Below are 22,432 nucleotides of genomic sequence, written 5' to 3' on the forward strand. Positions count from 1 at the left end.
GAACGGCAGGCCCTGGCCGGCTAGTTGCCGACGACCTGGGCGACGGCCGGGTCGTCGGCCGCCGCGGCGAGGATGCCGTCGAGTACGCCGGGAAAGCGGGCGTCGAGGTCTGCCCGGCGCAGGTACAGCAGCAGGCGGCGGCCGTCGCGGTGCTGATGGACGACGCCGCTTTCGCGCAGCACGCGCCAGTGGTGGCTGGCGGTGGATTTCGAGATCTCGGGCAGCACCTCGCCGCACGAGGTCTCCTGCCCTTCCCGCTCGTGGGCCGCCAGCCGTTGCACCACGAGGAGGCGCAGCGGGTGGGACAGCGCTTCGAGCACGTCGGTGATGCGGATGTCCTGTGCTGGGGGGTTCCTCAAGGCGGCCACCGTTCGATGGTACGCGTACGTTCGCGCGGCTCTTTCGTTGATCAGTCCCATTCCATCGATCCCCTCCATTGATGATCTAGAGTAATGTTCGCGTACATACGAACAATCGAACCGAGGGGCTGGCTCCATGAGTGATCACGCTGAGCGGTACGGCATCGGCAAGGCGTTCCACACCGCGCTCGCCGCGGCTGACTGGGACGGCATCCGATCCCTGCTGCACGACGACGCGGTATGGGTCCTGCCGGGAGACAACACCATCTCCGGTGCGGCCGTGGGGGCGGACGCCGTCGTGGAGCGAGCCCGGAAGATCGCGGGCTACGGGCTCCGCTTCGAGCTGCTGAACATCCTCGTCAGCAGGGAGAACATGGCACTGTCCCTGCACAACACCGCCCGCCGCGACGACGTCGTCCTCGACGAGTACCTGTCCACGGTGTGCACGCTGCGCGACGGCAGGATCGCTTCGATCGAGACCTACCTCTCCGACGTCGACGGCATGAACGCCTTCTTCGTCTGACCTGAGCCCACTCCCCCGGGAGCGGGCTGGGCCGCACGTGGAGCGAAGCGCAGAGGATGGCCACCGATGTGGTGGCGATGTTGCTGGACATTCCCGAGGAGGCGTTTGAGGTTGTACTGCGACCGGCCGATCCCGATATGGCCAACACTATCGTCACGACCGAGAAAGCCAGAGGGAAAGCCGAGGAAGCCGCCAAGGCGGCAACTGAAGCCCTCACGGCCGCCGCGCGCACCCTGACCACCAGAACCACGGTCAGGGACGCGGGAGCCATGCTCGGCATCTCACACCAGTACATCGCCAAGCTGGCGCCCAAGAAGGGATGACCCTTCTTCGTCGCGTCTCACGGCGCCCCCAGGTCAGCAGGCCCACGGGGGCGCCACAGCGCACTCCACGGGCAACAGACCCCGACCACGCACGGTACAGCCATCCCCCACGGTTACGTCGACGCGCCGGCCACCGGGCGGGCTTGATCATGGCGTCCACTCCCTGGCACCGACGCACGTTCCCGATCCACGGCCGGCGAGGACGGAGTCCGCCAGGGCGCTGCGTCCGGCCGGCAAGTCCGGTGTCACCGGGGCCAGTCCGGGGCGGGATCCTCGTCGAGGAGGGGCCGGATGGCGCCCAGTACGGCGCCGATGCACACGTCGCGCAGTTCGGCGCGGGTGCAGGTCTCCTCGGTGAGCCAGTCCACGCACAGCACCTGGACGAACACCAGCCAGCTCTTCAGCACGGCCGACACCGCCTTCCGGGTGCCGTCGTCGGCGAGCGGGATCACGCCGAGCAACCGCTCACGCAGGGCGTCGAGTTCGTCCGTGATGATCGTCTGGACCAGACGGTCGCCCGCCAGCACCCGGTTCGCCGCCAGGACGGTGTTGCGGTGCTCCGCGAAGTACTCGATGTGGGCGTCCAAGCCCTCGGTGAGCTGCTCGACCAGGGTGCCGGCGGGGTCGAGCCGGGTCGCGGCGAGCAACTGCTCGGCCACCTGCCGGTAGAGAGCGGCGAAGAGGTCCCGCTTGCCAGGGAAATGGCGGTAGAGCAGGGCGCGGGAGACCCCGGCGTGCTCGGCGACGTCCTCCATCAGCACCTCGTCGTACGGGTGCGCGGCAAAGAGCCGGGCGGCGACGGCGAGGAGCTGGGCACGGCGTTCGGCGGGGCGCAGGCGCCGGCGGGGAGGCATGGGCGCATGGTACTTGACACGCGTCTATTAGTTGGCCATAGCCTGGTGGACACGTGTCTATCAGCAGGGGGTTGCCGAACCATGGCCAGGATCAAGGCACTTCGGGGGCTCGTACTGGCGATGGGGTACGCCTGCGTGGCGATCGGGCTCTACCACGTGCTGCTCGGCAACGCCTCGATCCCCGGCGCGGGCGCGGCCGGGACGACGATCGACAGCCTCGGACGGTTCTTCGGTGCGATCTTCGCCGGATACGGCATCGGCTGGCTCTGGGTGTCCCGGCAGTCACCGGTCCCCGCGACGGTGGTGCGATGGCTGGCCGGGGTGTTCCTGCTGGGCGCGTTCGGACGGTTGCTGTCGCTCGCGGTGCACGGGTGGCCGCACTGGTTCCAAGTGGCGCTGACCGCCGTCGAGTTGGCGCTGCCGCCCCTGTTCATCTGGCTGGCGGACGCCGAGGAGAAGGCGTCCAGGGCGGAGGGCTGAGCACGCATCACTGTCTGCGGGCGGGCCGTCCGGCGTGGTGCGCCGCTCCCCTTTTCGCGCGTCGGTCAACTGCCGTGCGGACGGCTCCGGATGACGGCCGGGGCCGGCGTCAGAGGGCGGCCCCCGCTCCGGCAGGGGCGCCCGCCGCCGTCCCGCCCGCCTGGAAGGTGCGCCGGTACGCGAGCGGGGAGACGCCGACCGCCGCCTGGAGGTGCTGCCGCAGGGACGCCGCCGTGGCGAAGCCGACCTCGCCCGCGATCCGGTCGACGGACAGGTCGCTGCACTCCAGCAGGTGGCGTGCCCGGTCCACGCGCTGCTGGGTCAGCCAGCGGCCCGGACTCATGCCGACCTCACGCTGGAACCTGCGGGCGAACGTACGGCCGCTCATCTGCGCCTTGCCTGCCAACTCGGCCAGTGAGAGCGGCAGATGGAGGTGGCCGAGCGCCCAGGTGCGTGCGAGTGCGGTGCTTTCGGACGACGGGGAGGGGACCGGCCGCTCGATGTACTGGGCCTGACCGCCGTCGCGCCAGGCGGGGACGACGCAGGCGCGGGCCACCTGGTTGGCGACCTTGCTGCCGTGGTCCTTGCGCACGAGGTGCAGGCACAGGTCCACGCCGGACGCGGCACCCGCCGAGGTCAGCACGTCGCCGTCGTCCACGAACAGCACGCCCGGGTCGATCCGTACGCGCGGGAAGCGGCGGCCGAACTCCTCCGCCATGTGCCAGTGCGTGGTCGCCGGGCGGCCGTCGAGCAGCCCGGCGGAGGCCAGCACGTAGGAGCCGGTGCAGATGGAGACGAGACGGGTGCCGGGGCGGATCAGGGCGAGGGCTTCGGGGACCTCGTCGGTGACCTCGGACGGCGGGATCACCACCGTGTCGGCCGTGGCGAGCACCTCGGGACCGTGCTCGGTGGTGACCGTGAAGTCGGCGAAGGTCCGCACAGGTCTGCCGTCCGCGCTGCACGTCAGCACCTCGTAGAGCCGGCCGGCCGAGCCGAATATCCGGGCGGGGATGCCGAGTTCGAAGGGGTAGACGCCGTCGAGGGCGAGGACGACGACGCGATGCGGGGCGGGCGCGGAACGGGACATGGCACGATCCTAGCGAAGGATGGCAATCCTGCCATTTTCTCCGGCCTTCCCGGACGGCACGGTGGAGGCATGAGCAAAACGATGCGAGTGATCAGCCAGGACACTTTCGGCGGCCCCGAGGTCCTGAAGGAGACCGAGCGGGAGCGGCCCGTACCGGGGATCGGACAGGTCCTGGTGCGGGTGCACGCCGCCGGTCTCAACCCGACCGACTGGAAGAACAGGAGCCGGCGGCTGACCGTCAGCGGCCCGCTGCCCCTGGTACTGGGCTGGGACGTCTCCGGCGTGGTCGAGCAGGTGGGATTCGGCGTGACGCTGCACCGGGCCGGCGACGCGGTGTTCGGGATGCTGCCGTACCCGGAGGGGGTCGGCGCCTTCGCCGAGTACGTGGTCGTGCCCGCGCGCGCCCTGGTCCGCAAGCCGGAGAACCTGGACCACGTGCAGGCGGGCGCCCTGCCGCTGGCCGCCCTCACCGCGTGGCAGGCGCTGGTGGACGTCGCCCGGGTACGCGAGGGACAGCGGGTGCTGATCCACGCGGCGGCCGGCGGTGTCGGGCACTTGGCGGTGCAGATCGCCAAGGCGCGCGGCGCGTACGTCATCGGCACCGCGAGCGAGGGCAAGCACGCGTTCGTGCGCGGGCTCGGCGCGGACGAGATGGTCGACTACCGCGCGGTGGACTTCGCCGGGACCGTGCGCGACGTGGACGTCGTCCTGGACACCATCGGGGGCGACTACGGGCCGCGTTCGCTGCGCACGCTGCGCCCCGGCGGCACGTACGTGACCCTCCTGATGGGCGGCGACGAGCTGTCCGCCGAAGCGCAGCGGCTCGGCGTGACGGCGGCGGCGATGGTCGTCGAGTACGACCAGGAGGGGATGCGGGCCATCGCGGAACTCGCCGCGACGGGGCGCCTGCGCGCGGAGATCGCCGGGACCTTCCCGCTGGCCGACGCGGCCAAGGCCCACGAGCAGGGCGAGACGGGACGCACGGTGGGGAAGATCGTCCTCACGGTGTGAGCCGCCCGCCACCGGGCGGCACCGGGCGTACGGGCGCGTGAACACGGCCTGGGGGACGGGGTGTTCGTGAGCAAAGTGGCGCGCCGGTCCGGGATCCGGGCCGCCGCGCCGGCGCGTCCCGCAACCTCGGCGGGCTCATCAGCACCACCCTGGGCGCGGAGGGCGCCTTGGTCGCGGTGCACTACAACAGCGATTCCTCACGGGCCAAGGCCGAGGACGTCGCCGCGCAGATCAACGCGGGGCCCGGCGAGGCGTTCGCGCTCCAGGGCGACCTGACGCGGGTGTCCGATGTGGAGCGGGTCTTCAACGAGACCGTCAACCGGTTCGGCAAGCTCGACTACTGCGTCAACACCGCGGGCATGGTGCTGAAGAAACCGCTCACCGAGATCACCGAGGAGGAGTACGACCGCATGTTCGCGGTCAACTCCAAGGCCGCGTTCTTCGTCATGCGCGAGGCCGCCCGCAGGATCCAGGACGGCGGAAGGATCATCACCGTCGTCACCTCGCTGCTCGCCGCCTACACCGGTCTGTACTCCGCCTACGCCGGCAGCAAGGCGCCGGTCGAGCACTTCACCCGGGCCCTGTCCAAGGAGTTGTACGGCCGCAACATCTCGGTGAACGCCATCGCTCCCGGCCCGATGGACACCTCGTTCTTCTACCCCGCCGAGGACGACGGCGCCGTCGCCTTCCACAAGTCGTCGGCGATGAACGGCGAGCTCACCAAGATCGAGGACATCGTGCCGTGGGTCCGTCATCTCCTCACCGACGGCTGGTGGGCCAACGGCCAGACGCTGCTCCTCAACGGCGGCTACACCACCCGCTGATCCGCCCGTTCCGCGGGCCGCCGCCCTGCCGACGGCGGCCCGTGGAACGCCCGCTCCCGGTACGGGCGTTCCACGGGCTCGCGCCCCGCTCCCCCGCTTCAGCGGGCGCAGAGCACGGTGAAGAGGCTGAAGGAGGCCAGGAAGGGGCCTTCGGCGAGGGAGGCGAACCAGCGGCGGCCGTGCTCCTCGTCGATATGGCCGGTGGCGATGGCCTTTTGGGTGTTGCGGCCGAGTCCCAGGGTGTGGTCGGCGGCCGGGAAGTCCCGGAAGACCGGGGTGGTGGCCAGCACGGTCAGGACGGTGAAGCCGGCCCGTTCGGCGTGGCGGGCGAGACGGCGGCCGATGGTGGCGTTGCGGACGGCGACGGATGTGGTGTAGCGGGTGAACGCCCGGCTGGTTTCCAGGTCGTCCGCGTCGACGACCAGCGTGTCCCAGTCGGGTTCGGCAAGCCCGAGCAGGGCTCCGGGCCGGGTGACCCGGCGCAGTTGGGCGAGGACGGCGGCGGGGTCGGCGACGTGCATCAGGACCCGGTCGATCCGCGCCCGATCCACGCTGCCCGGCTCGACGGGGAGCGCGTGTGCGTCGCCCTCGCGGACCTCGACGGCGGGCAGGCCCGAGGTGCGGCGGCGGGCCTGCGCGAGCATCGCCTGGTCGCGGTCCACACCGATCACCGTGCCGTCGCGGCCGACGCGTTCGGCGAGGGCACCGAGGTCGGTGCCGGGCCCGCAGCCCACGTCGAGCGCGGTCTGTCCCGCGCCGACGTCCAGCAGGTCGAGGAGTTGCTGTTTGTACGCGCGGCCCGCGTCGGTGGCGGCGACCCGCAGCATGTAGGCGGCCTGGTCGGGCCGGGGTACTCCGAGGTTCGTTGACATGCGGGACAGCACAGCAGACCGGCGGGCGCGGGGGCGGTTCACGGCCGGGACGCGGTGTCGTCGGCGGGCAACTCGGGCTGTGCGGCGGCGGTTTCGGGGTGCTCTGGTTCGTGCAGACGGCGCAGGAGGAGCCAGCCGACGGCGGGCATGACGATCAGCGGGGTGAGGGCGGTGTGCAGGGAGGTGGCGTCGGCGAGGGCGCCGATGAGGGGGCTGGCGAGGCCGCCGACGCTGACGGTCAGGCCGAGGGTGACGCCGCTGGCGGTGCCCATACGGCGGGGCAGGTAGTCCTGGCCGAGAGTGACGTGCAGCGAGAAGGGGACGTACAGCCCGGCCGAGGTGAGGGCGACGAGGGGGTAGAGCAGCGGGCCGGGGACGAGGACGAGGCCGGCCACGGCGGGGACGGTCAGCGCGTAGGACCACCGGACGACGGGGAGACGGCCGAAGCGGGTGGCGAGCCGGCCGCCGGCCACGGTGCCGACCGCGCCGCCGAGGTAGAGGACGAACAGCGCGACGGCGCCCGCGGCGTCCCCTCCCCCGGTGCGCTGGCGTACGTAGAGGGAGATGAACGCGCTCAGGCCGACGAAGACGACCGAGCGGCACATGATGGCGCCGGAGAGTTTCGCGAAGGAGGTCCAGTCGTCCCTGGCGGTGCGGCGGTCCGGGCCGGTGGCCGCCGCCGCGGCCGGGCGTGCCGTTCGGCCGGGCAGCGCGGCCAGGCACAGTGCCGTGCCGGCGAGGGCGGGGACGATCAGCAGCGGGGAGGCGCGCAGGCCACCGGTGGCGATGACGGCGGAGACCAGCAACGGGGCGGCGGCGAAGCCGAGGTTGCCGCCGAGGGAGAACCAGCCCATCGCGGTGTGGCTGCCGCGGCTGGCGCCCCGTGCCACGCGGGCGGCTTCCGGGTGGTAGGCGGCGACGCCGATCCCGGATATCGCGACGACCGCCAGGGTCAGGGCGTAGGAGCCGCTGACGCCGGCGAGTGCGACGCCGGTTCCTGACACCAGGGTGGCGGCGGGCAGCAGCCAGGGCATGGCCCACTTGTCGGTGAGCGCCCCGAACAGGGGCTGCACCACGGAGGACAGCAGGGACGCGGCCAGGACGATGCCGGATGCGGCGGCGTAGGTGTAGGCCCGTTCGGAGACGAAGAACGGCACCAGCGCGGCCACCGCGCCCTGGTAGACGTCCACGCAGGAGTGTCCCAGGGACAGCAGCGTGATCGGGCGGCCGGTGCGGGAGGTCTGGTGGGTGGGCACCTGGCCATCGTCACCGCGGGACGGTGTGGCGCGCTTCCGATAAAGTGCCAAAGTATGCCGGACATCCGCCATATGCGTGCGGCGCCCACCCGTGCCCAGGCGCTCGCTCCGGGCGAGAGCATCGACGCGCACCGCCACGACGAGCACCAGATCGTCTACGCGGGCTCCGGTGTCCTGGCCGTCACCACCGACGCCGGCACCTGGTTCGCCCCCGGTACCCGCGCCATCTGGGTACCGGCCGGCTGCGTCCACGCCCACCGCGCCTACGGCCACCTCGACCTGCATCTGCTGGGGCTGCCCGCCCGCACCAACCCGCTGGGGCTGCACGTCCCCACCGTCCTGGCCGTCAGCCCCCTGCTGCGCGAACTCATCATCGGCTACACCCGCGGACCGCTCGGCGACACTCCCGAGCGGCGGCGGCTGCGTGCCGTACTCCTCGACCAGCTGCGTGCCTCGCCGCAGCAGCCCTTCCGGCTGCCCGCCCCTGCCGATCCCCGTCTGGCGGCGGTCTGTGATCTCCTGCGCCGCGACCCCGCCGACCCGCGGACGCTGGCCTCGCTCGGCGCCGCCACCGGAGCGGGGGAACGGACCCTCAGCCGCCTCTTCCGGCGGGAGTTGGGCATGAGCTTCCCGCAGTGGCGCACCCAGCTGCGTCTTTACCACGCGCTGCGCATGCTGGCCGACGGTGTGCCGGTGACCGGCGTCGCCCACCGCTGCGGCTGGTCGTCCGCCAGCGCCTTCATCGACGTCTTCCACCGCGCGTTCGGCTACACGCCCGGCACGCACAACCACCGCACCTGAACGGCCGGTTCGGGCGGCATACGGACCGCCGCGCTCCTCAGGAGCCGTCCGGCTCCGGGGCACGGTCGGTGACGGTGACGGGTGCGGTGAGCAGGCCGACGATCGCGTCGGTCAGGGTGTCGGCGGTGTGCTCCCAGGAGGAGTGCAGCGGGGCGGTGCCGTCCGCCAGGGCGCGTTCCCGCTCCGCGCAGGTGTGGGTGATCAAGTGGCGTGCCATGTCGCCGCGTTCGGCCCGTACCCGGTCGGGCAGTGCGGCGAGGCAGCGGCCGAGACCGTCGAGGGTCTGCCGCAGATACTTCCTGGTCAGGGCCTCGTCCGTGATGAGGGCGCGCATCACGGGGTCGGTCATGACCTGGGCGGCGAAGCGGGCGTGCCAGGAGGGGCTGCCGAGCGCGCCCAGATGCTGGGGCACGGGGCGTACCAGGCAGCCGACCCAGTCCCGGATGTCGTGGCTGTCGCCGACGTCCGCCAGGCGCTGTCCCCTGATCTGTTCGATCGCCTCGCCGTGCCTGGTCATGAGGGCGCGTACCAGGCCGGTCCGGTCGCCGAAGTGGTAGCTGACGGCCGTGACGTTGCCCTGGCCCGCCGCCTCGCCGATCTGCCGGTTCGACACCGCCGACAGGCCGTGCTCGGCGAAGAGCCGTTCCGCGGATGCCATGATCACCTCACGGGTTCCGGCGGCACGGCCGGCGCGCACGGCCCCGCCGCCGCTCACCACGTCACCGGCAGTGCGCGCAGCGGAGTGGTCAGCAGCCCCTCGTGGCGTCGCAGGTCCTGGACGGCGACGCCGAGATCGAGGGTGGGCAGCCTGCGCAGCAGCACGGTGAGGGCCGCCTGCAACTCCGTGCGGGCCAGCAGCTGTCCCAGGCAGGAGTGCGGGCCCACGCCGAAGGCGAGGTGCGGATTGGGGCTGCGGCTCACGTCCATGTCGTCCGCGGCGTCCCAGGCGCGCTCGTCACGGTTGGCCGCGGCCATGCTGCACACCACGGTGGTGCCGCGGGCGAGCGTGCCGCCGGAGAGCTCCGTGTCCTCGTGCACGTAGCGGAGCATGCCGAATCCGCTGCCGTTCGGGTCGAACCGGAGCGTCTCTTCGACGGCCGGGCGGATCAGCGACGGATCGGCAAGCAGCCGTTCCCAGCGTCGGCGGTCGGACAGCAGGTGGGCCACCATCATGGCGAGGAATCCGGCGGTGGTCTCGTGTCCGGCGAGCAGCAGCGCCTGCCCGGTGGCCACCAGCCCGGCTTCGGACATCGGCTCGCCGTCGGCGTCCGTGCCGGCCAGGAGGAGGCTGAGGAGGTCGTCTCCGGGCCGTGCGCGCTTGCCCGCGATCAGGCCGGACATGTAGTCCGCGAACTCCTGGTGCGCCGCCGCCGTCTCGTCCCGCGTGTACCGGGTGGTGTTCAAGAAGGTGTCCGACCAGCTCTTGAACCTGTCCCGGTCACTCTCGGGCACGCCGAGCATCCGGCAGATCACGAACACCGGGAGCGGGAACGCCAGATGCGTCACCAGATCCGCCGGCTGCCCGTGCTCCAGCATCGCGTCGACGAGCTGATCGGCCATGGTTTCCATGCCGGGCCGCAGCGCCGACATCCGCTTCGCCGTGAACCACTTGCCGACCATGCGCCGCCAGCGCCCGTGCCCCTCGGCGTTGAGCGCCTTCGCCATCGGGCTGCTGAAGATGCCGTCCGATTCGCCTGCCGCCACCCGGGCGGCGTCGGGCAGGGCCAGCCCCTCACGGCTCAGACGCGGGTCGGAGAGCGCCGTCTTCACGTCCTCGTAGCGGGTGAGCAGCACGGCACGGTCGCCGCTCGGCAGCGTCACCGGCGCGACCGGGCAGGTGCGCCGCAGGTCCGCCCACTGCTGCGGTGGCTCCAGCACGGCCGGTGCGGAGATCGGGTAGTTCAAGGACTCCGCGTCCTGGACATCGGTCACCAGCGGCCTCCCGGCTCAGGGGTTCGTGCCAGCAGTAAAAACCCGGCCCACGATTAAGTCAACCGACTTAGAGGGGAGTTGGGCGGGCGTCCCGGGGGTGACCGGTGCGGCCCGGCCGCGTACGGAGGCGGGAATACCGTGCTCGGCCGGTGCGCTGGGACGGGTGATCAACTGCCCACGCACCCCGCACATCTCACGGAGTCATCCGCCATGAACGAGCCGCCTTCCGCCGTCCGCCATCCCGCCGGCCTCCCCGGTCCTGGGGCGCTCGACGGACGCACCGTGGTCCTGATCGGCGGTGGCTCGGGCATCGGCCTGCGCGTCGCCCACCAGGCGGTCGCGGCCGGTGCCCGCGTCGTCATCGGCGGCCGTACCCCCGAGCGTCTCGCCGCGGCGGCACAGGAGTTGGGCGACCGCGCCACCTGGCGGACCGTGGACACCACGGACCGCTCCTCGCTCGCCGCGTTCTTCGCGGAACTCGACCGCGTCGACCACCTGTTCACCTCCGCGGCCTCCTACCGCGTCGGCCCGATGCGGGAGTTGAGCGACGAGGACGCCGAGAGCCCGTTCGTCTCCAAGTTCTGGGGCCAATACCACGCGGTCAGGTACGCCGCGCCCAAGCTGGCACAGGACGGATCCGTCGTCCTGATGTCCGGCGCCGCGGGGGCACGCCCGCCGGCCGCCGCGCCCGCCTACGCGGCCTGCAACGCCGCGGTCGAAGGGCTCGGCCGGGGCCTGGCGGTGGAACTGGCGCCGGTCCGGGTCAACGTCGTCTCGCCCGGCACCATCGACGGAAACCTGTGGGCGCACCGGCCGGAGCAGGACCGGGAGGCGGCGTTCGCGCAGTACCGCAGGGACACCGTACTCGGCCGCCTCGGCACGGAGGACGAGGTCGCCCAGACCGTGCTGTTCCTCTTCACCAACGGGTTCACCACCGGCGCCACCCTGTACCCGGACGGCGGCTACACGCTGCACTGAGCGCCTGCGTCGACCCCCGCATCGGATGGCAAGGGCGCCGGGCGCGCGCGTAGGGTGCCCGGATGGCCTGGATGATCGGTATCCCGGAGGCTTTCTCGCGGAGCACCGTCGAGCGCGAGGGGCGACCCGGAGCGGCGTGGCTCGCCGAACTGCCCGCAATCGTGGACGCGTTGCTGGAGCGCTGGGGGTGCGTGCCGGACGGCGGGGTCCTGCACGGCGGGGTCGGTGTCATCGTGCCGGTGGTGCGGCGGGCCGAGGGGGCCGCGGTGCTGAAGGTGTCCTTTCCGCATCCTGGCAACGTCCACGAGCCGGACGCGTTCGCGGTGTGGGGCGGGCGCGGTGCCGTGCTGCTGCGCGAACGGGACGACGCGCGGTTCGCGATGCTGCTGGAGCGGGTCGGGACGTCGACCCTGGCCGAGGTCGAGGACGGCGACGAGGTGGTGACGGTCGCGGGGCGGCTCAATCGCCGGCTGGCCGTCCCCGCGCCGCCCGGCCTGCCCCGGCTGCGGGAGCGGGCGGCTGCCTGGGAGGAACAACTGCGCAAGGACGCCGACGAGTTGGCGCACGCGCTGTCGCCTCACGTGGTGGACGCCGCCGTGGCGACCGCCCGCGAGCTGGCCCCCGACCGCCCTGACACCCTCATCCACGGCGACCTGCACCCCAGGAACATCCTGCCCGCCGACCGTGAGCCGTGGCTGGCCGTCGACCCCAAGGGATACGCGGGAGACCCCGCTTACGACGGCGGCACGCTGCTCAAGTCACGCGCCCTGGCCCTCATTGAAGCGGACGACCTGCGCCGGGCCGTCCACCGCACCCTGGACGTCTTCGCCGAAGCCGCGGAACTGGACCGCGAACGCGTCCGGCGCTGGGCCCAGTTCCACGCCGTCCAGGCCGCGTTCTGGGGCCGCCGCCACGGATTCCGTATCGCCCGCGGCGGTGCGCGGCTCGACCGGCTCACCGTATTCGTGGACGGCCTGGCACAGTTGCTCACGGAGCGCGGCCGGGGGGGCAGCGCAGGGTCTGGGTGAGTTCGCTGCGGCTCGCTGTGTGCACGAGCCGGGCGCGCGCCCCGTTGACGAGGGGCAGGTACGGCGGGACGTGACCGCACTCGACGTCGGCGATGACGGGCAGGTTCAACGGGCCGAGCGCGTCGAGGACGGCCTGATGCTGGGTGAGCGAGTCCGCGTCGGGGGCCCAAGTGCGGCCGAAGAGTACCGCGTTGGCCCGGTCGAAGAAGCCGGCCAGCCGCATCCCGTGCAGGTTCCGGCAGATGGTGAAGGCGTCGTCGTCCGCCGCTTCGACGTACACCAGCAGTCCGTCCGCCGACTCGTTCCGCGCGAAGGACGAGACGTCGAGGTACGGCGTGCCCGCGATGTTGCAGAGCGTCTCGATGCAGCCGCCGATCAGGCGTCCTTCGGCCTCCACGTCGGCGTCGGCGTCCAGCCTGGTCCAGCTGCCGGCGGTGTCGAGGGTGCAGGTGGACACCTCGGGGTGGGCGCGGTAGTCGTCCCAGCCCGATGACCGGTGGCGGCCCGGTGATGTCTGCGTGAAGCGGTGTCCCTGGGGCGCTGCGGCGATGTCGAGCCAGGACACCAGCCCTTCGGGCACCTGGTACGGGGTGTCCATGAGGTTGTTTCCGTGCACGGTCGCCATGCCGGTGAGGAGGGTCAGCGGTGTGAGGACGGTCGACATGTCGGAGAAGCCGACGAGCCAGGTCGGCTCCGCCGCCCGCAGCCGCTCCCAGTCCAGCAGTGACAGCAGGTCGATCGCGGTCTCCCCGCCCCACGGCGGCACCACGGCCCTGATATGAGGGTCCGTCAGCATCGCCATCAGCTCGGCCGCCCGGTCGGGCGCCGGGGCGCTGATGTGTCCGGCGCCGTCCATGCAGCGGCCGACGACCACCTCGTACCCCCGCGCCTCCACGGCGCGGATCGCCGCGTCGAGGCGTGCGCCCAGCTCCTTCGGGACTCCGCTGGAGGGGGAGGTGACGCCGATGCGGTCACCGGGGCGCAGGGGGCGCGGGAAGCGGACTGTCATGCGCGGGATTCTGGCACGCGCAGCGGTGACGCGGTATCGAGTTGTGCCCGTACGGGCGGAGTGCGCAGGCGCGGGCCGTCGCCGACAGCCGGCGGCCGGGTCCGGCGCCACCGGCCGCCGCGCGGGAAGTCAGCGCATGCAGGTCAGGTAGTCGTCCTGGCAGCCGGGCCAGAGGTATTCGTGGAGGGACGAGACGGCGTCGTAGGCGCCGAGGCGCTGGGCGCGGCCGTCCAGGGTGTCCGCTGCCGCTGCGCACTCCGCCTCGTAGCGCTCGGCCCAGTAGGCGTTGACCGGCCGGATGACCCACTCGGGGACGTCGTGCCGCCGGACGTCGCGCAGGGCCCCGTGGAAGCGTGCCTGCTCGCCCGGCCGGGCGGCCCGCCTGCGCAGCGCGTCGAGCGCTTCGATTACGGCCCGGTGGCCGCGGTCGAGCATCCTCCAGTAGGGGTCGCCGCCTTTGCGGAGGCGTGCCGCTGCCTGCTCGTAGGTGAGCGGCGTACCGCTGCGGGCGGCGACACCGGCGGTGAGGGGGTCCTGCGCTTTGGCTGGTGTGGTCATGGCGCGGATTCTTCCGCGAGCGGCGGCCGGTACGGCGGCGGACGAAGCCGGCTTCACCGGACCGGGGCGGGCACGCGGGATCGTTTGATGCAGTTGGCGCTACGGTCCGCGGCCCGCCCCGTGCTTCCGCGCCGAGGGTCAGCGCCGGGCCTTGGGGCTGACGGTGAACCAGGTGGCGCGGGACTTCTTCCACTCGTCGTGCGGGAGGTCCTTGGCCTCGGTCCCGTCGTCGTAGAGGTCGGCGGAGCCGTCGTCGGTGATGAGCTGGGCGCGGGCTCCGGGTGCGGTGAGGTCGGGCACGTCCACCACCGCCTCCCAGCCGCCCGCGTCGTCCGTCGGCAGGGACTGCACCTTGGCGGGGGCGTGCCCGGCGACGCCGTCCCACGAGTACAGGGTGTAGGGGTCGCTGTTGTCGTCGGCGGCCCAGGAGCCGGCCACGATCAGATACTGGTCGGCGGCGTTCTTGCGGATGTCGCGGATGCTGAGGCCGCCGAGGTCCAGCTCGATGGCCTTGCCGAAGGTGGCGTGCGCGCCGCCGATGACCTTGTCGATGTTGGTGACGGGCACCAGCAGCGCCTTGCCGCCCTTCTTCGGCGGTACCAGCGGGGCGCGGAAGCCGACGTAGGCGGTGGTGGTGGAGCCGGGCGCGAACTCCAGCCCCTCCACGTTGAACCCGTCGATCTGCTTGGGCACCTGGCCGTCGGCCGTGCCGTCCGCGAAGCCGTACTTGTCGTCGTGGTCCTGGTCCCAGGCGACGAGGTCGTCGCGCAGCTTCTGGTAGGAGCCGCCGAGCGAGAGGCCGGTGCCGGCGCCGGATCCGCTGACCTTGGTGGTGAAGAGCGTGCCGCGGTCGGGCTGGTAGCTGCCCTTCTTGTTGTTGCCCATCGAGCCGGTCCAGTAGATGGTGTCGCCGACCCTGGCCGCGGCCTCGATGTCGATCTCTTTGGAGACGCCGAGTTTCGAGCTGAAGTCCCAGGTCTTGACCGGGCCGCCCGAGGTGCGGCGGTCGTAGAGGCGCAGCACGTTGGACTCGTCGTCGGCGATGATGACGTAGCCGTCTCCGGCGTCGACGGCGGCCGACGCGTCGCTCGACCCCGTGAAGTAGCGGGTGTCCGCGGCGTGTTGGACGTCGGCGGACGCGGCGTAGTGCAGCGTCTTGGTGGCGGACGCGCCGTCGCGTCCGGTGACCTTGAGCTTGATGTCGGTGTAGCCGACGCCCTGCGCGGCGACCTTCAGGGTGCGCTTGGCGCCGCTCCCGCTGACGGTGACGTCACCGGTACCGGCGACCGAAGGCTTGGAGCTGGAGGCCGCCGCGACGGTGAGATCCGACGCGTCACCGCCGCTCTGGGACACCGTGACGGTGATGGAGGGGTCGCCCGTGGCGCCCACGGCGCCGGTGAGGTAGCCGGCCGACAGCGAGATGTCCGGCGGGTCGGCGGTGGCGGCGAGCGCGGTGCCGCCGACGCCGAGAGCGCCGATGGCGAGGGCCGCGCCTGCGGCGAGCGGTATCCGGCGGGTGGACGGGGAAAGACGCTTGCGCACGAGGTGTGCCCTTCGACGGCTCCGGTGTCGCGCAACAACTTCCAAGGCCGCCACCAACGGCGCCTGCACACCCGGGCGTACGGCGGGTGAACAGCGGTGGACGCCCCGGCACACCATACGGAGCGGCGACCCGGTACCGCCACGGGCGGGCGGCGTGGATTTTCCGCCCCATGGAAGAGGCCGAGGGGCGGCGCCACGTGGCGGTGTCCGAAAAAGTACGCCGCCGGTCTTGGACGGTCTCCGGTGCCGGACGGTCTCCGGTGCCGACGGGCCGCCCGCTAATTCCTTTGCCCTCCGCCGTCCGGGGCGTTAGCGTGGTGCGCGGTCCTGTTGTCTCCGATTGAGGTGAACGTTGCGCATCTGAGGTTCGCGATCACCGCGCCGTACGGCCTTCGCCGTACGCCCGTCACGCTTGCTGCGGCTCTTCATGCCGCCCGTGACCTGCGTGGATGCGACCTCGGTGCCCGAGCCGTCCCTCTTCCTTCCGGACCTTGGTGCCCCCTTTCTCCTGGCCTGGTCGCCGCGTGGTGTTCGCCTGCGAAGCCCCCGTCCACCGCGCTCACGACTGCGAGAATTTCCATGGCGACACCCGTCACTCCCAGCACTTCCCTCACCTGCTCCGCCCTGACGTTCCGGTGGCCGGACGGCACCACCGTCTTCGACGGTCTTTCCCTCGGCATCGGCCGGGGCCGCACCGGGCTCATCGGCACCAACGGCACCGGAAAGTCCACCCTGCTGCGGCTGCTGGCCGGCCGCCTGCGCCCCACCCAGGGGTCGGTGACCGTCAGCGGCAGCCTCGCCTACCTGCCGCAGGACCTCACCCTCGACACGGCGCTCCGCGTCGAGGCGGCCCTGGGCATCGCCGAGCGGCGCGCCGCGCTGCGTGCCATCGAAGCCGGAGACGTGCACGAGCGGCACTTCGAGACGATCGGCGACGACTGGGACGTGGAGGAACGCGCCCTGGCGACACTGGGCTCCCTCGGCCTCGGCGGCATCGAACTGGACCGTACCGTCGGCCAGTTGTCGGGCGGGGAGACCGTGCTGCTGCGGCTGGCCGCGCTGCTCCTCACGCGTCCCGACATCCTCCTCCTGGACGAACCGACCAACAACCTCGACCTGTTCGCGCGCCGCCGTCTCTACGAAGCCGTCGACTCCTGGCGCTCCGGCGTCCTGGTCGTGGTCAGCCACGACCGGGAACTCCTGGAACGGGTGGACCGGATCGCCGACCTGCGTGCCGGGTCCGTGCGGTGGTACGGAGGCGGCTGGTCGGCCTACGAAGAGGCCCTGGCCACCGAGCAGGAGGCGGCCGGGCGGACCCTGCGGGCGGCCGACGCGGACGTGCGCAGGCAGCAGCGCGAGCTGGCGGAGACCCAGGTGAAGCTGGCCCGCCGCCAGCGGCACAGCAAGAAGATGGACGCCCAGCGGCGGGCCCCGCGGATCGTCGCCGGCGAGAAGAAGCGCTCCGCGCAGGAGTCCGCCGACAAGCTCCGCGGCCTCCAGCAGGACCGGCTCAGCGAGGCGCGCGAGCGGCGCGAGGAGGCCGCCGACGCGATCCGGCAGGACGCCGAGATCCGGGTGAGCCTGCCGCACACCGCCGTGCCCGCGGGCCGCACCGTGCTGCGTCTGGAGGCGCTGCGCCCCGCGTTCGGCTCGCTGGTCCAGGGCGACCTGCACGTGCACGGGCCCGAGCGGATCGCACTCGTCGGCCGCAACGGCGCGGGCAAGACCACCCTGCTGCGCACCCTCACCGGGGAGCTGGCGCCGCGTTCGGGCCGCGCCGAGACGTTCGTACCGCTGCGGTTCCTGCCGCAGCGACTCGACGTCCTGGACGAGGAGTTGAGCGTCGCGGCGAACGCGGCGCGGCTTGCCCCCGGCGTCACCGACAACCACATCAGGTCCCAGCTCGCGCGGTTCCTGTTCAAGGGAGCGCGGGCGGAGCAGCCGGTGGGCACCCTGTCGGGCGGCGAACGCCTCCGCGCCACGCTCGCGGCCGTGATGCTGGCCGCGCCCGCCCCGCAGCTGCTGATCCTGGACGAGCCGACCAACAGCCTCGACACCGCCGGCGTGCGGCAGTTGGCGGGCGCCCTCGACGCTTACGAGGGCGCCCTGCTGGTCGCCGGTCACGACCTGCCGTTCCTCGCGTCCATCGGCATCACCCGCTGGCTGCTGCTGGGCGAGGATCTGCGGGAGACGACGGAGGATGAGGTCCGTGACCTGTCGGCGGCGCCGGAAGCGGGCTGACCCGCGTCCTGGTCAGTTCAGCGTGCCCAGCATGGCGGGGTCGAACGGCAGGAGTTCGCCGGTGCGGCCTTCGAGGATCTTGGCGGCCCACTGCGGGTCACCGAGCAGGGCCCGTCCGACGGCCACGAGGTCGAACTCGTCGCGCTCCAGCCGGTCCAGCAGACCGTCGATGTCCGCGACGCCGCCCCGCTCCATGCGGCGTCCGCCGGAGAACTCCTTGTCGAGGCCGACCGATCCGACGGTGACCGTCGGCCTGCCGGACAGCTTCTTGACCCAGCCTGCGAGGTTGAGGTCAGCGCCCTCGTACTCCGGCAGCCAGTAGCGGCGGGTGGAGCAGTGGAAGGCGTCGACACCCGCTTCGGTCAGCGGTGCCAGGAGAGCGTCCAGCTCTTCCGGTGTGTCGGCGATGCGGGCCTCGTAGTGGTTCATCTTCCACTGGGACATCCGGAGCAGGATCGGGAAGTCCGCCGCGACCGCTTCCCGGCAGGCCGCCACGATCTCGGCGGCGAAGCGGGTACGGGCGGTGAGGCTGCCGCCGTAGGCGTCGGTGCGCCGGTTGGTGCCCGACCAGAGGAACTGGTCGATGAGGTAGCCGTGCGCTCCGTGCAGCTCGATTCCGTCGAAGCCGAGGCGTTCGGCGTCGGCCGCCGCGCCGGCGAACGCCGCTATGACGGCGTCGAGGTCGCTGCGCGTCATGGCGTGCCCGGAGGGGGTGCCGTCGATGGTGAGCCCGGACGGGCCGGAGGGCGGGGCGTCAGGGAACGGCGGCGCGCCTGCCGTGCGGGCCATGCCGACGTGCCACAGCTGCGGCATGATCGTCCCGCCTGCCGCGTGCACGTCCGTCACCACGCCTGCCCAGCCGGCGAGTGCGTCGTCGCCGTGGAAGCGCGGGACGGCGCCGCTGGTTCCGGCCGCCGGGTGGTCGACGTAGGTGCCCTCGGTGATGATCAGGCCGACGCCGCCGGCGGCACGGCGCGCGTAGTAGTCCGCGACATCGGCGCCCGGGACGCCGCCCGGCGAGAACTCACGGGTCATCGGCGCCATGGCGATCCGGTTGGGCACGGTGAGCCCGCCCAGGCTGAAGGGACGGGAAAGTACCCGGGCCGCCCGCGCGGCGGGGTCGCTGGTGTTCACGTGTGGATCTCCTCGGCTGGAACGTGGGCACGGAACGCCGCCCGCACATGGGCGTCCGGCGTGTCACTGTGCGCAACACGGAGGGGCGGCGCCGTCATCCACCTGCCGTTGTCTCGTGCGCCACAGTCACGGTCCGGGGCGCGCCTGCCCGGGGCGGCCGTTCAGCGCACCGTCCAGATCCAGCCCAGCGGGGCCAGCCCCAGGGCGCGGGCCACCGACTGCGAGGCGTGGTTGGCGGCCGTGGTGCTGTAGAAGAGGACCTGCTTGTTGCGGCGTTCGCGGTGCCACCAGGCGGCGGCGACCGCGGGGGCGAGTCCACGGCCGCGGAAGTCCGCGCGGGTCCAGGTGCCTGCCTCCGCCGCGAGCGTGTTCGCGGCCGGCGAGAAGCAGATCGACACGGGGGTGTTGTCGTGTACGGCCATCGCCCACTCCCCCACCGCCCCGGAGATCAGCTCCGCCCACTCCCCGGGCTGCCAGTTGTCCGGCCGGACGAGGTCGGCTGCCGCGAGCCGCCCTGCGCTGTCGGAGGCGATGACGGGCAGCGGAGCCGGTGCCCGTGGCGCGAGCCGCTCGGGGAAGAGGTAGCTGGGACCGCCTTCGACGGAGACGGTCTGCTGCCCCAAGTCCTTGATGTTTCCCGCCAGTTGGGTCAGCACGCGCGGCGGCTCGCCCGGCACGTACGGCTGCGCCTCGACGCCGACGTGCCCCGGGTTCTCGGTGTTCGCGCCCAGGGCGAGCAGCCGGGCGTGGGGTGACCAGGCGTACACGGCCAGGACGGACGGGTCCTTGACCGTCGCCGGTATGCCGGCCGCCCCCTCTTCGAGGCCGTGAATCGCGTCCACCTCAAGCGCGAGGAGTTCCCTTTCGGTCCTGTTCATTCTCCCGAGACTAGAAGATCACTCCGGGCTCACGCGGCGCGGAACGCACGATCGCCGCGGGCCCGGCGGACCTGCCAACTCCCTTACCACGTCGCCCATCTGGCTGGAAGTGAGCGGTGGGGCGGGCTGGTCCCAGCCGGATGAAGGGCCGGGACCAGCCCGCCCCAGAGTGGCGGCGCATGCCGCGCGTATACGGTGATCGTGGCCAAGACCGCTCCCCCACCAGGAGGTTTCGCATGACGACAGCTCCCCGGATCCTCAGCGGGACCGAGGTCCTGCGCGCCCTGCCGATGGCCGTGGCCATCGACGCGTTGCGTACGGCCCTGCGCGAGGGGACGGATCCCGCGGCGGATCCGCCCCGCACCATCGTGCCCGTCGAGCACGGTCAGCTGCTCCTGATGCCGGCTCAGCAACGCCGGTACGCGGGGGTCAAGGTCGCCACCGTCGCACCGGGCAATCCGGCCGCCGGACTCGCCCGTGTCCAGGGCCAGTACCTGCTGTTCGACGCGGCCACGCTCGCGCCGCTCGCCCTGCTCGACGGCATCGCGCTGACCACCGTGCGGACCTCGGCCCTCTCCGCGCTGGCCGCCGACCATCTCGCCGCCCCCGACGCCGCCCGCCTGGTGGTCTTCGGCACCGGGCCGCAGGCGCGCGGGCACCTGGACGCGCTGCGCGCGGTCCGCCCGCTCACCCATGTCACCGTCGTGGGGCGCACCCCCGAGCGGGTCGAAAGGTTCGCCGAAACCGCCCGCCGTGACACCGGCATCACCGTCGAGCCTGGTGACCCGTCCGCCGTCGCCACCGCCGACCTCGTCGCCTGCTGCACCACCGCCCGCACGCCCCTGTTCGACGGCACCCTGCTGGCGCCGCACGCGACGGTGATGGCGGTCGGCTCCCACGAACCCGACGCACGCGAGGTCGACGACGCCACCGTCCGCGGCTCCACCGTCGTCGTCGAGTCCCCGTCCACCGCCGCCCGGGAGGCGGGCGACCTCATCCCGGACCTGGAGAGCGGCCGTCTCGACCTGGACGCGCTGGTCCCGCTCGCCGACCTGGTCACCGGACGCGCGTCCGCCGACCCGGCACGCCCCCGGTTCTTCAAGAGCGTCGGCATGGCCTGGGAAGACCTCGCCGTGGCCGGCGCCGCGTACGAGGCCGAGGAGCCGGCGGGCTGAGGGGGCGGGCGGCGGGCACACACCCCGTCCGCCCGTGCAGCCGTCACCGGTACCCGTAGCGGGCCCAGTTGTCGATGACGTGCTGCTGGAGGCTGCGGGGGTAGGAGGTGCGGAACGAGGCGGTCGAGCCGTGGGTGGTTCCGTGGAACTGGGCGGGTTGCAGGCAGCTGATCACCGCCTTGCCGCCGCGTCCTGCGGCGGCCTCTTCGGGGGTGAGGTAGGGGACCATCGGGATGCCGGGGGCGTCGGGGAAGTCGTACCGGCCCGTGCCGGGGTGGTGGCGGGTGGCCATCGCCCAGACGACCTGGCCGATGTCGGTGATGTCGATGTCGTCGGCGACGAGGATCACCTTGGGCACCAGCCAGCCCGGGTGCGAGGCGAACAGCACGTCGGCCACGCGGTCAGCCAACTCCCTTTCGGTGAGGTGGAGTCGGGCCAGTCGTTCGATGTCGATGGCGAGGACGATCCAGCAGGTGGCCGCCTCGTAGGAGCACCAGGCGAAGTCGACGGGCAGGCCGGACGAGCGGAGCAGGTCCAGGCTCGCCGCGGAGATCATCGTCCCCCAGATGGTGTGGTTCTCCTCCGGCGGCAGGCCGGCCGCGCAGACCGGCAGGACCGGGTCGTCGCGGTGGGTCAGTGCCTCGACGTGGAAGACGGGCTGCCGCTTGCGCTCCGCGAAGGCGTAGCCGTGGTACTCCCCCATCGGCCCCTCCCACCCGGTTTCGTCGGGGCTGATGTGGCCCTCCAGGACGATCTCCGCGTTGGCCGGCACGTACAGGTCGTGGATTTCCGTCCTGACCACCTCGACCGGGCTGCCGGTGAGCGCGCCGACGTAGCCGTCCTCGCTGACGTGGGCGGGGAGCGGCATGCCGGCGGCGGCGAGCGCGGCGGGCGGGGCGCCGAAGACCATGGCCCATGGGGTCGGCAGGCCCCTCTCCCGCCACATCTCGTGGATCATGCCGATGTGCTGCTGGGGCATGGCGGGTCCGACCAGGGTGGTGCGGCCGTGCAGCATGGCGCGGGCGACCGACCAGCTCGTCCAGGTGCCGTCGGGGCTGCGTACGACGTGGAATCCGTACGTTCCCAGGTAGCGACCGCCGTCCTCCTGGTGCAGCAGCGGGACCGGCAGGGACTCCAGGTCGACAGTGTCGCCGGTGCGGACGTTCTCCTTGCAGGGTGCCCGGGTGGTGACGACCGGGGGAAGCGGTGCGGCGTGCATGGCGTCGATCAGTTTTTCCACGATGTCGCGCGGGGTGCTGTGCCGTGGCAGTCCGACGTGGGCGGCGAGCCTGCCGTACTGCCCCTTGTCCGGGGTGCTCAGTCCGGCGGGCGCGCCCAGGATGCGGAATCCGGGTGCGGAGCCGGCGAGGGTGGTGAAGAGCGGCGCGGGTGCCTTGGTCTCGTAGACCCGGCGGGTGAGGGCGCCCACCTCCAGTTCGGGGTCGACGGGTACGTCGATCGCCACCGCGTCGCCTGCGGTGAGGAGTGCGTCGAGGAAGTCTCGGAAGTTCAGTGCGGGGCCGTGCTGGGTCACGGGCGGGGTTCCTTTCGGGTGTCCGGCGCGGGC

At 72.3% G+C, this 22,432-nt stretch carries 22 protein-coding genes and 1 pseudogene; 10 read left to right on the forward strand and 13 right to left on the reverse strand.

Features of this window, described 5'->3' with window-relative positions:
* Positions 1-20: 20 nt before the first annotated feature.
* A complete protein-coding gene (locus tag ACGFNI_RS04225; protein WP_393680435.1) occupies positions 21-368 on the reverse strand; it encodes an ArsR/SmtB family transcription factor in 348 nt (115 codons plus the stop codon).
* 127 nt (positions 369-495) lie between these two features.
* Between ACGFNI_RS04225 and ACGFNI_RS04230 the strand changes: the two genes are divergently transcribed.
* Positions 496-882, forward strand: coding sequence for a nuclear transport factor 2 family protein (locus ACGFNI_RS04230; RefSeq protein WP_393680437.1), 387 nt, complete (start codon positions 496-498; stop codon positions 880-882).
* Between the two features lie 56 nt (positions 883-938).
* A complete protein-coding gene (locus ACGFNI_RS04235; RefSeq protein WP_393680438.1) occupies positions 939-1,205 on the forward strand; it encodes a hypothetical protein in 267 nt (88 codons plus the stop codon).
* 245 nt (positions 1,206-1,450) lie between these two features.
* Here the strand turns inward: ACGFNI_RS04235 and ACGFNI_RS04240 are convergent, their stop codons facing one another.
* A complete protein-coding gene (locus ACGFNI_RS04240; protein ID WP_393680440.1) occupies positions 1,451-2,059 on the reverse strand; it encodes a TetR/AcrR family transcriptional regulator in 609 nt (202 codons plus the stop codon).
* An 81-nt stretch (positions 2,060-2,140) separates the two neighbouring features.
* Between ACGFNI_RS04240 and ACGFNI_RS04245 the strand changes: the two genes are divergently transcribed.
* On the forward strand, positions 2,141-2,539 hold the full coding sequence (locus tag ACGFNI_RS04245) for a DUF4345 domain-containing protein (protein ID WP_393680441.1): 399 nt from the start codon (positions 2,141-2,143) through the stop codon (positions 2,537-2,539).
* A gap of 109 nt (positions 2,540-2,648) precedes the next feature.
* Here ACGFNI_RS04245 and ACGFNI_RS04250 read toward each other — a convergent pair whose 3' ends face one another.
* Entirely contained in the window at positions 2,649-3,626 is a 978-nt protein-coding gene (locus tag ACGFNI_RS04250; protein WP_393680443.1) for a GlxA family transcriptional regulator, read from the reverse strand.
* A 69-nt stretch (positions 3,627-3,695) separates the two neighbouring features.
* Here ACGFNI_RS04250 and ACGFNI_RS04255 point away from each other — a divergent pair, with 69 nt between their 5' ends.
* The gene (locus ACGFNI_RS04255) at positions 3,696-4,637 is read left to right on the forward strand and encodes an NADP-dependent oxidoreductase (protein ID WP_393680444.1); all 942 of its coding nucleotides are present in this window, start codon (positions 3,696-3,698) and stop codon (positions 4,635-4,637) included.
* Positions 4,638-4,747: 110 nt separating this feature from the next.
* Positions 4,748-5,461 (forward strand): annotated as a pseudogene (locus tag ACGFNI_RS04260) (SDR family oxidoreductase); the annotation flags it as partial.
* 98 nt (positions 5,462-5,559) lie between these two features.
* Here ACGFNI_RS04260 and ACGFNI_RS04265 read toward each other — a convergent pair.
* Together ACGFNI_RS04265 and ACGFNI_RS04270 are read right to left on the reverse strand one after the other, a co-directional pair.
* A complete protein-coding gene (locus ACGFNI_RS04265; RefSeq protein ID WP_393680445.1) occupies positions 5,560-6,333 on the reverse strand; it encodes a methyltransferase domain-containing protein in 774 nt (257 codons plus the stop codon).
* Between the two features lie 38 nt (positions 6,334-6,371).
* Positions 6,372-7,589 carry an MFS transporter gene (locus tag ACGFNI_RS04270; protein WP_393680447.1) on the reverse strand — a complete coding sequence of 406 codons (1,218 nt, stop codon included), beginning with the start codon at positions 7,587-7,589 and terminating at the stop codon, positions 6,372-6,374.
* Between the two features lie 54 nt (positions 7,590-7,643).
* Between ACGFNI_RS04270 and ACGFNI_RS04275 the strand changes: the two genes are divergently transcribed.
* Entirely contained in the window at positions 7,644-8,390 is a 747-nt protein-coding gene (locus tag ACGFNI_RS04275) for an AraC family transcriptional regulator (protein WP_393680449.1), read from the forward strand.
* Positions 8,391-8,427: 37 nt separating this feature from the next.
* Here ACGFNI_RS04275 and ACGFNI_RS04280 read toward each other — a convergent pair whose 3' ends face one another.
* Both ACGFNI_RS04280 and ACGFNI_RS04285 read right to left on the reverse strand, forming a co-directional pair.
* Positions 8,428-9,048 carry a TetR/AcrR family transcriptional regulator gene (locus ACGFNI_RS04280; protein WP_393680451.1) on the reverse strand — a complete coding sequence of 207 codons (621 nt, stop codon included), beginning with the start codon at positions 9,046-9,048 and terminating at the stop codon, positions 8,428-8,430.
* Between the two features lie 53 nt (positions 9,049-9,101).
* The gene (locus tag ACGFNI_RS04285; protein WP_393680453.1) at positions 9,102-10,322 is read right to left on the reverse strand and encodes a cytochrome P450; all 1,221 of its coding nucleotides are present in this window, start codon (positions 10,320-10,322) and stop codon (positions 9,102-9,104) included.
* 210 nt (positions 10,323-10,532) lie between these two features.
* Between ACGFNI_RS04285 and ACGFNI_RS04290 the strand changes: the two genes are divergently transcribed.
* Together ACGFNI_RS04290 and ACGFNI_RS04295 are read left to right on the forward strand one after the other, a co-directional pair.
* Positions 10,533-11,300 carry an SDR family oxidoreductase gene (locus ACGFNI_RS04290; RefSeq protein WP_393680454.1) on the forward strand — a complete coding sequence of 256 codons (768 nt, stop codon included), beginning with the start codon at positions 10,533-10,535 and terminating at the stop codon, positions 11,298-11,300.
* Positions 11,301-11,371: 71 nt separating this feature from the next.
* The gene (locus tag ACGFNI_RS04295; RefSeq protein WP_393681433.1) at positions 11,372-12,328 is read left to right on the forward strand and encodes an aminoglycoside phosphotransferase family protein; all 957 of its coding nucleotides are present in this window, start codon (positions 11,372-11,374) and stop codon (positions 12,326-12,328) included.
* Here ACGFNI_RS04295 and ACGFNI_RS04300 read toward each other — a convergent pair.
* The 3 genes from ACGFNI_RS04300 to ACGFNI_RS04310 all read right to left on the reverse strand — a co-directional run bounded on the left by ACGFNI_RS04300 (position 12,288) and on the right by ACGFNI_RS04310 (position 15,437).
* Positions 12,288-13,337 carry a S66 peptidase family protein gene (locus ACGFNI_RS04300; RefSeq protein WP_393680456.1) on the reverse strand — a complete coding sequence of 350 codons (1,050 nt, stop codon included), beginning with the start codon at positions 13,335-13,337 and terminating at the stop codon, positions 12,288-12,290. The two genes, ACGFNI_RS04295 and ACGFNI_RS04300, sit on opposite strands and share 41 nt — an antisense overlap.
* A gap of 129 nt (positions 13,338-13,466) precedes the next feature.
* Positions 13,467-13,895, reverse strand: coding sequence for a hypothetical protein (locus tag ACGFNI_RS04305; RefSeq protein WP_393680457.1), 429 nt, complete (start codon positions 13,893-13,895; stop codon positions 13,467-13,469).
* A gap of 138 nt (positions 13,896-14,033) precedes the next feature.
* A complete protein-coding gene (locus ACGFNI_RS04310) occupies positions 14,034-15,437 on the reverse strand; it encodes a DUF3616 domain-containing protein (RefSeq protein WP_393680458.1) in 1,404 nt (467 codons plus the stop codon).
* Between the two features lie 579 nt (positions 15,438-16,016).
* Here ACGFNI_RS04310 and ACGFNI_RS04315 point away from each other — a divergent pair.
* Entirely contained in the window at positions 16,017-17,678 is a 1,662-nt protein-coding gene (locus ACGFNI_RS04315) for an ABC-F family ATP-binding cassette domain-containing protein (RefSeq protein WP_393680459.1), read from the forward strand.
* A 12-nt stretch (positions 17,679-17,690) separates the two neighbouring features.
* Here the strand turns inward: ACGFNI_RS04315 and ACGFNI_RS04320 are convergent, their stop codons facing one another.
* Together ACGFNI_RS04320 and ACGFNI_RS04325 are read right to left on the reverse strand one after the other, a co-directional pair.
* The gene (locus tag ACGFNI_RS04320) at positions 17,691-18,812 is read right to left on the reverse strand and encodes an NADH:flavin oxidoreductase (RefSeq protein ID WP_393680461.1); all 1,122 of its coding nucleotides are present in this window, start codon (positions 18,810-18,812) and stop codon (positions 17,691-17,693) included.
* 161 nt (positions 18,813-18,973) lie between these two features.
* Positions 18,974-19,690, reverse strand: coding sequence for a GNAT family N-acetyltransferase (locus tag ACGFNI_RS04325; RefSeq protein ID WP_393680462.1), 717 nt, complete (start codon positions 19,688-19,690; stop codon positions 18,974-18,976).
* A gap of 236 nt (positions 19,691-19,926) precedes the next feature.
* Between ACGFNI_RS04325 and ACGFNI_RS04330 the strand changes: the two genes are divergently transcribed.
* Positions 19,927-20,865: an ornithine cyclodeaminase family protein gene (locus ACGFNI_RS04330; protein WP_393680463.1), complete on the forward strand. Its 939-nt coding sequence runs from the start codon at positions 19,927-19,929 to the stop codon at positions 20,863-20,865.
* 43 nt (positions 20,866-20,908) lie between these two features.
* Here the strand turns inward: ACGFNI_RS04330 and ACGFNI_RS04335 are convergent, their stop codons facing one another.
* A complete protein-coding gene (locus ACGFNI_RS04335; protein ID WP_393680465.1) occupies positions 20,909-22,399 on the reverse strand; it encodes a UbiD family decarboxylase in 1,491 nt (496 codons plus the stop codon).
* Positions 22,400-22,432: the final 33 nt, after the last annotated feature.

The sequence above is a fragment of the Streptomyces sp. NPDC048644 genome (assembly GCF_043199105.1).
Classification (GTDB): domain Bacteria; phylum Actinomycetota; class Actinomycetes; order Streptomycetales; family Streptomycetaceae; genus Streptomyces.

Coding starts and splice junctions, on each gene's coding strand:
- ACGFNI_RS04230 (WP_393680437.1), top strand. CDS start 496: ATGAGTGATCACGCTGAGCGGTACGGCATCGGCAAGGCGTTCCACACC.
- ACGFNI_RS04235 (WP_393680438.1), top strand. CDS start 939: ATGGCCACCGATGTGGTGGCGATGTTGCTGGACATTCCCGAGGAGGCG.
- ACGFNI_RS04240 (WP_393680440.1), bottom strand. CDS start 2,059: ATGCCTCCCCGCCGGCGCCTGCGCCCCGCCGAACGCCGTGCCCAGCTC.
- ACGFNI_RS04245 (WP_393680441.1), top strand. CDS start 2,141: ATGGCCAGGATCAAGGCACTTCGGGGGCTCGTACTGGCGATGGGGTAC.
- ACGFNI_RS04250 (WP_393680443.1), bottom strand. CDS start 3,626: ATGTCCCGTTCCGCGCCCGCCCCGCATCGCGTCGTCGTCCTCGCCCTC.
- ACGFNI_RS04255 (WP_393680444.1), top strand. CDS start 3,696: ATGAGCAAAACGATGCGAGTGATCAGCCAGGACACTTTCGGCGGCCCC.
- ACGFNI_RS04265 (WP_393680445.1), bottom strand. CDS start 6,333: ATGTCAACGAACCTCGGAGTACCCCGGCCCGACCAGGCCGCCTACATG.
- ACGFNI_RS04275 (WP_393680449.1), top strand. CDS start 7,644: ATGCCGGACATCCGCCATATGCGTGCGGCGCCCACCCGTGCCCAGGCG.
- ACGFNI_RS04280 (WP_393680451.1), bottom strand. CDS start 9,048: ATGGCATCCGCGGAACGGCTCTTCGCCGAGCACGGCCTGTCGGCGGTG.
- ACGFNI_RS04290 (WP_393680454.1), top strand. CDS start 10,533: ATGAACGAGCCGCCTTCCGCCGTCCGCCATCCCGCCGGCCTCCCCGGT.
- ACGFNI_RS04295 (WP_393681433.1), top strand. CDS start 11,372: ATGATCGGTATCCCGGAGGCTTTCTCGCGGAGCACCGTCGAGCGCGAG.
- ACGFNI_RS04300 (WP_393680456.1), bottom strand. CDS start 13,337: ATGACAGTCCGCTTCCCGCGCCCCCTGCGCCCCGGTGACCGCATCGGC.
- ACGFNI_RS04305 (WP_393680457.1), bottom strand. CDS start 13,895: ATGACCACACCAGCCAAAGCGCAGGACCCCCTCACCGCCGGTGTCGCC.
- ACGFNI_RS04315 (WP_393680459.1), top strand. CDS start 16,017: ATGGCGACACCCGTCACTCCCAGCACTTCCCTCACCTGCTCCGCCCTG.
- ACGFNI_RS04325 (WP_393680462.1), bottom strand. CDS start 19,690: ATGAACAGGACCGAAAGGGAACTCCTCGCGCTTGAGGTGGACGCGATT.
- ACGFNI_RS04330 (WP_393680463.1), top strand. CDS start 19,927: ATGACGACAGCTCCCCGGATCCTCAGCGGGACCGAGGTCCTGCGCGCC.